Below are 10,249 nucleotides of genomic sequence, written 5' to 3'. Positions count from 1 at the left end.
TCTTAGGTATACTAATTCATTCACTGTACTTCGGAAGTTGTTCAATATCGGATTCAAATTCTGAAATTTTGTACTGATATTGCTGAATCATTAAGGTGAGCTGGTTATGTTGGCTCGCCATACTAGATAGTTGTTCTTTTAAATCTTCTACTTGCTCTCGGTACTTTTCCTTCAATTTTATTTCCTTATTTAATCTATCTCTTAAGCTAGAAATCTTATCTTCATATGCATTTTGATTCCTAATTTTCGGTGAGTTCCGGATAGCGGACTCTTTGATTTTTTGTACTATATCTTTGTAGTAATAGGCAGAGCCATCACCGAGTCCAGCTTCTTCTTCGACAGCCTTAACGGATATCTTCCTTGCAGGATCTACGCGGTGAGTTTTTCCCGATAAAATTCTTCCTAGTGCTTGCTCTAGTTCAACCTTCGTAATTTGGGATTTGCTCATATTTATTGTTACCTATTTCAAATCTAGTGAATGGGATCTGGAACTTATGAAGAACTTTTTCTGCGGCTCTTATTTGAGTAATAAAATGTGAATACATGGAATATGTTAGTGAACCTATAGCTTCCATGTCAGTAACTTGTTTGCATACCCATTGATAGCGTTTGTTCCAGTTTTCAGCTTTTTCTTTATCGATAAGCTGGTTTTCACAACTCATACAGTTGGCTGGAGAACTCACTTTATGCATCTGGCATTCGTAACCAGCCATACAGTAAGAGTGTAATGTACCAACAAGAGTTAATCGACCAGCTTTAACATGTTCATCTATTGCATCCCAAGATTTGTATTTTTTATGTAGGGATATTCGATTTTTATTTATAGAGCCTGCCATATGACCCATAAGTTGACCTGAATCCCAGCCTTTATACCATTCATGAATTTTTTGTGTCGTAGACTCTTGGATTACGTCATTGAGGAATGCTTGAAGCTCTGTATCGATCTGTAGTGCTTTTATTTTGCTGGCAAGCCCACCTTCTCCGTACCATTCTGTTGTGGGTAGATCTAGGTGTTTGAACTGTTCTTTTATCGCAATATCGTGACAAAGGTTATGACGTTTTGAAAATACAGCAAAAGTTCTGCGTAGTTGATGGGTAGTTAATGGCCAGATATTGCCAACTTTTAAATTTTCAGCAGCCTTTTTGGGTTCCCTATTTGGGTTGATAATTTTAAATTCATTTAGGTCATTTTCTGTTATAATAGCATTTGCTTTTTTACATATTTTTCTGAAGTGTCTTCTCATATTATTATCTTGAGAAATAATTGGTAATTGAGATTTTCGACCTTGGACTAACCATAAACATGAAGAATTATATTCACTCATTGGGTCATCATCTTCTATTAATTGAATTCGCATAAACCTTGATATTGCTTCTGCTAAATCAATTGCCTTCTCTGCTAGTTTGGTTGTTATCCATTCTGCTGGCTTTCCTCTACCTTGTGAAAATTTATGATGTTCAGATCTAAGAACGTAATACTTTCTTCCATATAATTCTTTGTCTCTAAAACTATTCGAATCTAAACAATATAATTCTGAACGCCGCATTCCGGTAAGGGCTCCACATACAATGAAACATATTGTTTGTAATTCGATAATAGCACTTTGTAGCTTTCGTTCATTATGCGGTAATTTCAGATATAAAGGAGTTTCAGATAAATGGGATTTTATTATTGAGTGATATGATGCTGGCATATGGTTATTCACTTCTACTCTGTAGTCAGTGGAGTCTTGATTTATCCATGTCCATTTGCCGCTTGAGATTTTTTCATCTACCCTACGTTTTCCTTCTTCATAGTTTTGTCTTAAGTCATGTAGCAGTTCATGAATGGCTTCTTTATATGGAAAAAAATCTTCTATTTGCTGAAAACAATAGCTATATATTTTTTCCATAATTTTAGTAGGAATTGCATAAAATTGGTTAGTGCCTTCTTCTTTACGTTTTCCTGTCATTTCATAAGCAAATTTTGTAGATGTTTGATCTTTTTGTATTTTGAAATTTATAGGTAGATAGCGACTAACTCTCTCTATATTTGACAAAGTGTTGTATAGAGCAGCTACTTGAGAATGTTGATAATTTTGTGATCGAATATAGTCAGAGAATTCTGCAAATACAATATTTGATGATAGATCTTTTATGGAGCGAAATCCTTTGGATTCTATGAACTTATAGATTTGGGCTAATTTTGAAAATCGCGCTAGAAGTGTTGATGGTTTAATTACCGCTCCTTTCCTATGATGTCCTGATATATAAAGCCATGAGAAACATATAATCTTCATTTCTCTAGCTAAATTCTCATCAGAGAATGATGAAAAAATAGTATGTTTTTTATGGACAACTCTAGAATCCAAGTACGCAGAAAAGTTCCATTCTTCATCTCCAAAATAGCTTTTAGGGCTGCCATCATATTGTTTTGTTACAACAATTTTATCTAGTTTTTCAAAATCTTTATTAAGATAAAGATTAATTACTTTTTTATATTCGGAAATGTTTTCTTTAAGTATATTTTTAGGTAGTTCAAATAATGGCGTCATAGCTTGTCCTTAAAAATCGATATTGATGCCTTCCGGCCATAAAGGATGTCTACCTTCATTCTGTAGTTTTTTTTCGGCTAACCTTTTAACTTTGGGGTGGATGGTGAAGACAATGCGATTGATCGAATTTAAAAGATCAGAATAGTTTTTATTAAAATGTTGCTCACTGAGATGATGAACTTTTGAATCGATGATGGATTCTCGATAACTCAGTAAACACCAGATATCCTCAACACTTTCAATGATGACCTGATTTTCACAATTGAAGCAATTATGAATGTCAGAACAAGCCAGATGGTCAACGTTAAAGTCTTTCGGACTGAAGTGATTCCTCCTTCGATATTTGTCAGCATGACTGGAATAGACATCTTTACAGCCCGTTCCTATAATCGTTTTTTCGCCGTGCTTATCTGCATATTTTGCAAGGAACTCCTCGTACGGAAGAACTTCTAATCCCAACTCTTTTTTTGCAAATTCTTTTGCAGCATTAATATCTGAACATCGAGCAGCGCCTTCAATTGTGTAAGTTGCTGCAAGCAACTGTTTTTGGTTCTCAACCTGATTTCCGGAAGAATAGTGCTTTGATAACGTGTATGGGGTGTTGCCTAAGAGCAATGCTGTTTCAGTTGCATTTCCCGTTTTTGCTAAATAGCGGGAACTTCCACTGGCACGAAATTTTGAAGCCATTGGCCTCAATGGCTCACCATCATCAGATTTTAGATAAAACGTCTCATACAGCCATTTAGAGAAGGTTTGTATATGTCCTTGTTCCAAAGGCGCAATATGATCTTTTTTGGTTTGCCAGAGCAAATGAGGATCCGAAGAAATAAGGCTACTAAGCTGCAATAGCTGCTCAAAAAATCTAAGTGCTATTTTGGGAACATGAAATGTACCGTTATCCCCAATCGATATAGATACATACTTATTTGCTCTAGGCTTTAAAACACTTTGCTCAAACCACTTACCACCTTCAAATATTTTTTCTTTCGGCTTTGTCATGTTGAGGAGAACGGTTGTATTGCCCCAAGTGTAATATGACAACATGAAGTAGGCGGCACTAAAGCATTTTGTTATTGGTGAGGCGATTTCATGTGTATGGTTGTTGTAGGTAAAGGCCGCAGTTCTTTTATTGGTTGAGGCATTCAAATGTATGCTCGGGTTCTCCATGATTTGTTTAGAGATCTGTCTGAAAAATGAGTTAATAACTTTGATTAAGGAAGACAGCTCTCGATCTGAATAACCTTGAGTGGGATTAGGTTCAGAGCGAAACAATCCATAAGGAGAGAACCATTCTGAGCTTGGGTTACCAAGCATTTCCAAACATTTTTTTGAACAAGAAATCATTTTCCGTGCAGAATTGACGTTCATTGAAGATATACGAACTTGCTCTATTAAGTGCCTCTCCCATGACTCAACAGCGGCTGAGCTTTCCGGATTAAGTCTTTTTGAATCACAAAAGCGAACGTACTTTGCAAAATCTCTTAGGTAGCTTTGTTTTGTCAGATCAGAGTATTCGTTCGTCTCAGTAAATGCTCGGTACCATCTCAAAACATCAGCATCTCGATTTGCAGGTTCGGCTTGTTGTAAATCTCTTTTAAAAGCAACGCCTTTGTAGAAAAAACGAGTGAAGTCATAAGTGAACGTTTGTTTGATTCCGGTGCGAAGTTTGATTGTTAACGTTGGAGGAGAGTAAGTCATAACATTGCTTCCTCCAATATTTGGTCAAGCATCACAATCGCATTTTGGTTTGCCTTTTCTTTTCTCAAATATCGAAGATATTTCCATGTGGTTTTATCGTCTTTGTGTCCCATCCACCCCATAATCAAAGCTAAAGCATCACCAACTGGGAGATGGTTCATTAGTGAATCGAGGCGATAGGTACCATAGGTTGCTCTTAAATCATGAGTGCGGTGGCTAAAGACGATATTGTGTTTCTGTTGGATTTGGTGCTTTAGGCGACGAAAATGTTGTTGGACGTTGTTACTACAAAAAGGGTTACCTAAATTGTTAAGGAGAAGTGTTTTATGTGTATTATCAGTTTTCCTCGCCCGTTTTAGTCGCCGCTCACTAACCAAATAGCCATACATCTTGCGCATTAGTTGGTTAGGTATTTCTACTTTGCGTGTTTTGTTGAATTTAGTGTGTACGCCGTTATTAGCTCCGATTTCAACTTCGTATCGGCGAATATGTTGTTGAGGCATTTCAACAACCTCAAATGGAAATGTACAAGCTTCTTCAACGCGTAATCCAGACTGTATTTGTAGTAGCTGATGAATGATAAACTCTTCAGAACACTCTCTGAGACAGTCGGCAAAACAGAATAGCTCTTGTTGAGATAAAGGATTGAGTTTTTGTTGTTCATTTCTTGCTGGCTTCCTGATCCTCAGATCAGTTGATCGCACTGCGAATCTCGGGTTGTTATGATTCATTATTCCTGAATTGGCGATATGAACTATTTGATAATTAAATGGTTTATTCTCTTCTGTGAAGGTAATAAACCTTTCATGAGCTGCCCATTCATAGAATTTGATGACATGAAGAATGTACATAGATGCTGTAGAAAAAGCGATCTCTCCGCTTCTTGCTGCTTTTAATAGGTCATCATTTCTGAATCTATAGGTGGGTTTTAGATAATCGTTTGCTGGAAAATTATCCCAGGAATAATTATTGGTTTCTAAGAACTGCCAATATCTCTTAAGGGCGCGAACACTTGCTGTTATATCGACTGCTTTTCGAATATTCACCAAGTAATTGAACCAGAGGTTCACCGGGAGCAGGTATTCGTTGTCTTTAGAGTAAAAGGTAGGAAATCCACTTAATTGAATGGATGTCGATTTACTTGAAGGCGGATAGATTCGGGGAACATCAAAATTTTTAGAATTTACGACAGTAACCATACCAGCCTCCAATGTATTTTATATACATAGAGGCTAGTATGTTTTCCAGAGTTTACAAATCTACAGGGTGGATTTTCCAGATACCGATCTACATGGTAACGAACTCTTCCGAGCCCGTAGGGTGAATTGCGACCACGGAGTCGAAATCGGCTTTGGTAGCGCCCATTTTCATCGCGACACCAAAACCTTGGATCATCTCATCAACCGCAAAACCGATGCCGTGTAGACCAACCACGGTTTCTTCAGGGCCTGCGCACACCAGCTTCATTTTGCATGGCTGACGGTGAGAGGTGACTGCGGTGTACATAGCGGTGAAGCTGGATTTGTACACTTTCACATTCTCTGCGCCGTATTGTGCAATCGCTTGTGGTTCAGTCAGGCCAATGGTGCCGATCGGTGGGTGGCTAAACACCACGGTTGGTACCAACTGGTAATCCATCTTGGCGTTCAGTTTGTTGTTAAACAGGCGCTCAGAGAGTTGACGACCCGCTTTTACGGCCACCGGAGTCAGCTCAATGCCGCCTTCCATGATGTCACCCACACAGTAAATGCCTGCAACGTTAGTGTTTTGGAACTCATCGACCTTGATGTAGCCTTGCTCATTGGTTGCAACGCCCGTTGCCGCTAGGTTGATGGCATCGGTGGCTGGGTGGCGGCCGATCGCCCAAATCAGAGTATCCACGTTGTACGTCTGACCATTCTCCAGATGCAGCGTCAGGCTACCATCGGCTTCTTTGACCACTTGTTTTGGCACGCTATGGGTGTGCAACTGTGGCCCTTCGGTGTTCATCACTTCCACTAAGGTTTCGATGATCATGGGGTCGAAGCTACGCAGTGGAGACTCTTTGCGGCAGAACAGGTGGGTTTCTGTACCTAGCGCATTCAGCACGCCCGCGATTTCTACTGCGATGTAACCAGCACCGATCACCGCCACGCGTTTTGGCTGCTCGCTCAGCTCAAAAAAGCCGTTCGAGTCGATGCCGTATTCTGCGCCTGGAATATTTGGAATGCTTGGGCGACCACCTACGGCAATCAGAATATGGTCAGCCGTGTAAAGTTCGCCGTTCACTTCGACGGTTTTCGCATCAACAAACTTAGCGAAGCCCTTAATCACGTGAACTTTGTTGTTGCCCAGAACACGATCGTAAGATTGATGGATGCGGCCAATGTAGGCTTGACGGCTTTCCACCAGCTTTGCCCAGTTGAAGTTTTTCACATCGACATCAAAGCCGTAATCTTGTGCATAAAGGTGCATCGCTTCTGCGATTTGCGCGCCGTGCCACATCACCTTTTTCGGTACGCAGCCAACGTTGACACAAGTGCCGCCGAGATCTTTGGCTTCGATGAGAGCGACTTTCGCGCCGTACATCGCCGCGCGGTTAGCGGAAGCGATACCACCGCTGCCACCACCAATGCACAGGTAGTCAAAATGTGTTGCCATTACTTTCTCCAATTATGTCTGGCGAAGATGCTCTTCGCTCTTTTCTTGTATTCCTTATATCAGGGCGAGGGCGTCACAATCCACCCGCCTTGATGAAAAAACAGCTTATTCCGGTACCACCCACTCGACTTTATAGTGTCCAGTAGCGGGGGCAATCGCCTGTTTGAGGAAAGGCAAAATGGTCTGCATCTGGCTTTCCAGCGTCCATGGCGGATTAATCACTATCATGCCCGAGGCGGTCATGCCGCGCTCATTGGTATCTGGCGCGACACCGAGTTCAATTTGTAAGATTTTACGGATCTCTAAGCCTTGCAAGCCTTCTAGCATGTCATCGATATCGCAGCGATTGACCACTGGATACCAAATCGCATAAATACCCGTTGCCCAGCGTTTGTAACTCTGAGCGATAGCGCGCACCACATCGCGGTACTCTTTAGCCAGCTCATAAGGCGGGTCAATCAGCACTAAACCGCGGCGTTCTTGCGGCGGCAAACTGGCTTTCAGGCGTGCGAAGCCATCTTCTTTATAGATAGAGACTTGGCGATCGAGGTGAAACTCTTGCTCCAGCAATGGGTAATCGCTTGGATGCAGCTCGGTCAGTACCATGCGATCCTGCTCACGCAGATGGGCGCGGGCGACTCGAGGTGAACCCGGGTAGTAACGTAGTGTTTCCCCTTGATTGAGCTGGCGAATCGCATCCAGATAGCTATCGAGCTCCGCCGGAATGTTGTCTTGTTGCCAAACGCGGGCAATGCCTTGCTTGTATTCGCCGGTTTTTTCCGACCACTCATGGGTCAGATCGTAACGACCCACACCAGAGTGAGTATCATGGTAGACAAAAGGTTTCTCTTTTTGTTGCAGAGAATTGAGGATCAGGCTCTGTACGATGTGCTTGAGCACATCCGCATGATTGCCTGCGTGGAAACTGTGTCGGTAACTTAACAAAATAGACTCTCAAACCCGCTTGAGGGGCGCTGTACTGACCGCTGATTGACTTGCGTTCAGTAATAGAAACAAAAATATTGGCTCGATTATATACCGATTTTACGTGCAGCGCGCAGCGTAACGGCATGGTTTTTTAGGCGGCTTAAGGCGCGAGTGAGTCGTATTTTGCAACGCTTTTCCTTGGGGCAGCTATTGAAAAATCGTTCTGCTACCTATATTTACTTATACAACTCACAGGTCAAAATTCGGCCTGTCTCTATGCTGAAAAGGAATCTTTTTATGTCAAACCCACTTCTTACCTTTACGGATCTGCCGCCGTTTTCTGCGATTAAACCGGAGCACGTAAAGCCAGCGGTTGAGCAGGCGATAGCGGATTGTCGCCACACCATAGATAAGGTTTTAGCCGAGAATCCACAACCGAGCTGGGAAAATGTGATTGCGCCGATTGAAGAGGTCGATGATCGCTTAAGTCGTATCTGGTCACCGGTCAGCCATATGAATTCGGTGGTGAACAGTGATGAGCTGCGTGAAGCCTACGAAAGCTGCTTACCGCTGTTGTCCGAGTACAGCACTTGGGTTGGCCAGCATAAAGGGCTGTTTGAAGCCTACAAAACCATTAAAGAGAGCGCGGAGTTTGCCAAGCTCGATCGCGCGCAGCAAAAAACCATCAGCGACAGTCTGCGTGATTTTGAATTGTCAGGCATCGGCTTGCCACTGCAAGAGCAAAAGCGCTATGGCGAAATCAGTAAGCGTATGTCTGAGCTGGGCTCTAAGTTCTCCAACAACGTGCTGGATGCCACCATGGGTTGGACCAAGCAGATCACCGATGTAAACCTGCTCGCGGGCATGCCGGAATCGGCACTGGCGGCGGCACAAGCAGCAGCCGAAGCCAAAGGTTTAGAGGGGTATCTGCTGACCTTGGATATTCCGTCTTATCTACCAGTGATGACTTACTGTGATAACCAAGCACTGCGCAAAGAAGTGTATGAAGCGTATGTCACGCGTGCTTCGGATCGCGGCCCGAATGCGGGTAAATGGGATAACAGCGAAATCATTGCTGAGCAGCTCAAACTGCGCCATGAGATCGCGCGTATGCTCGGCTTTAGCACTTACAGCGAAAAATCGCTGGCGACCAAAATGGCGCAAACCACGGACCAAGTGCTTGGTTTCTTAAATGATCTCGCCAGCAAAGCCAAACCACAAGGTGAGCGTGAAGTGGAAGAGCTGCGCCAATTTGCCGAAAGTGAGTTTGGCGTCAAGCAGCTTGAGCTGTGGGATATTGCTTACTACAGCGAAAAGCAAAAGCAGCATCTGTTTGAAATCTCCGATGAAGAGCTGCGCCCTTACTTCCCAGAACAAAAAGTGGTGAATGGCCTGTTTGAAGTGCTGAGCCGTTTGTTTGGCATGCAAGTCAAAGAGCGCCAAGGGGTAGATGTATGGCACGAATCGGTGCGCTTTTTTGATATTTTTGATGCGCAAGGCACGCTGCGTGGCAGTTTCTATCTCGACCTGTATGCGCGTGAACACAAACGCGGTGGCGCGTGGATGGATGAGTGTCGTGTACGTCGCACTACCGACAGTGGCGCACTGCAAACACCAGTGGCTTACCTGACGTGTAACTTCAACCGCCCAGTCGGCGATAAGCCTGCCCTGTTTACCCACGATGAAGTGACGACTCTGTTCCACGAATTTGGTCACGGCATTCACCATATGCTAACGCAAGTGGAGGTGGGCGCGGTATCGGGCATCAATGGTGTGCCTTGGGATGCAGTCGAGCTGCCAAGCCAATTCTTGGAAAACTGGTGTTGGCAAGAAGAGGCGCTGGCGTTCATTTCTGGTCATTACCAAACTGGTGAGCCACTGCCGAAAGCCATGCTGGATAAAATGCTGGCAGCGAAAAACTTCCAATCGGCGATGTTTATTCTGCGTCAGTTGGAGTTCGGATTGTTCGACTTCACGCTGCACACCACTTACGACCCAGAAGTGGGGCCAAAAGTGCTGGAAACTTTGGCGGAAGTGAAAAAGAAAGTAGCGGTGCTGCCGGGCTTGGAGTGGAACCGCTTCTCGCACAGCTTTAGCCATATTTTTGCGGGTGGCTACAGCGCCGGTTACTACAGCTACTTGTGGGCAGAAGTGCTTTCGGCGGATGCGTTCTCACGCTTTGAAGAAGAAGGCATTTTCAACCGTGAGACTGGCCAAAGCTTCCTCAACAACATCCTTGAGATGGGTGGCAGCGAAGAGCCGATGGAGCTGTTTAAGCGCTTCCGTGGCCGTGAACCACAAATTGATGCTCTGTTGCGTCATGCCGGAATCGCCGCGTAATCGATACTACTTTCAGCCCACCTCGTGTGGGCTGAAATTTTTCCGGCCACCGCTGCGCCCATTCAAGACGTTTGGGTATCTGCAACACTTGGGGTTATAATCGCCGCCAT

Annotated in this window: 7 protein-coding genes; 1 reads left to right on the top strand and 6 read right to left on the bottom strand. The window is 43.5% G+C overall.

Annotated elements, in window-relative coordinates:
- Positions 1–16: 16 nt before the first annotated feature.
- From GOU96_RS04375 to GOU96_RS04350, 6 genes are all read right to left on the bottom strand, one after another.
- Positions 17–448: a hypothetical protein gene (locus GOU96_RS04375; protein ID WP_000047043.1), complete on the bottom strand. Its 432-nt coding sequence runs from the start codon at positions 446–448 to the stop codon at positions 17–19.
- A complete protein-coding gene (locus GOU96_RS04370; protein WP_267781396.1) occupies positions 420–2,534 on the bottom strand; it encodes an integrase in 2,115 nt (704 codons plus the stop codon). Before GOU96_RS04370 ends, GOU96_RS04375 begins: the two co-directional genes overlap by 29 nt.
- Before the next feature lie 9 nt (positions 2,535–2,543).
- Entirely contained in the window at positions 2,544–4,232 is a 1,689-nt protein-coding gene (locus GOU96_RS04365) for a hypothetical protein (protein ID WP_267781394.1), read from the bottom strand.
- Entirely contained in the window at positions 4,229–5,431 is a 1,203-nt protein-coding gene (locus tag GOU96_RS04360) for a site-specific integrase (protein WP_267781392.1), read from the bottom strand. The genes GOU96_RS04365 and GOU96_RS04360 overlap by 4 nt, the downstream gene beginning before the upstream one ends.
- 88 nt (positions 5,432–5,519) lie before the next feature.
- Positions 5,520–6,872, bottom strand: a complete 1,353-nt coding sequence (gene gorA / locus GOU96_RS04355; protein ID WP_267781390.1) for a glutathione-disulfide reductase — start codon at positions 6,870–6,872, stop codon at positions 5,520–5,522.
- A gap of 105 nt (positions 6,873–6,977) precedes the next feature.
- The gene (locus GOU96_RS04350; protein WP_042988296.1) at positions 6,978–7,817 is read right to left on the bottom strand and encodes a 23S rRNA (adenine(2030)-N(6))-methyltransferase RlmJ; all 840 of its coding nucleotides are present in this window, start codon (positions 7,815–7,817) and stop codon (positions 6,978–6,980) included.
- A gap of 279 nt (positions 7,818–8,096) precedes the next feature.
- On the opposite strand from GOU96_RS04350, the gene prlC reads away from it, so the two are divergent.
- Positions 8,097–10,139: an oligopeptidase A gene (prlC, locus tag GOU96_RS04345; protein WP_149595843.1), complete on the top strand. Its 2,043-nt coding sequence runs from the start codon at positions 8,097–8,099 to the stop codon at positions 10,137–10,139.
- Positions 10,140–10,249: the final 110 nt, after the last annotated feature.

The organism is Vibrio sp. R-1 (assembly GCF_035615595.1).
In the GTDB taxonomy this organism is placed as follows: Bacteria; Pseudomonadota; Gammaproteobacteria; order Enterobacterales; family Vibrionaceae; genus Vibrio; species Vibrio cholerae.
The sequence above is the reverse complement of the archived record's forward strand: the minus strand, read 5'-3'. Positions and strand labels throughout refer to the sequence as shown.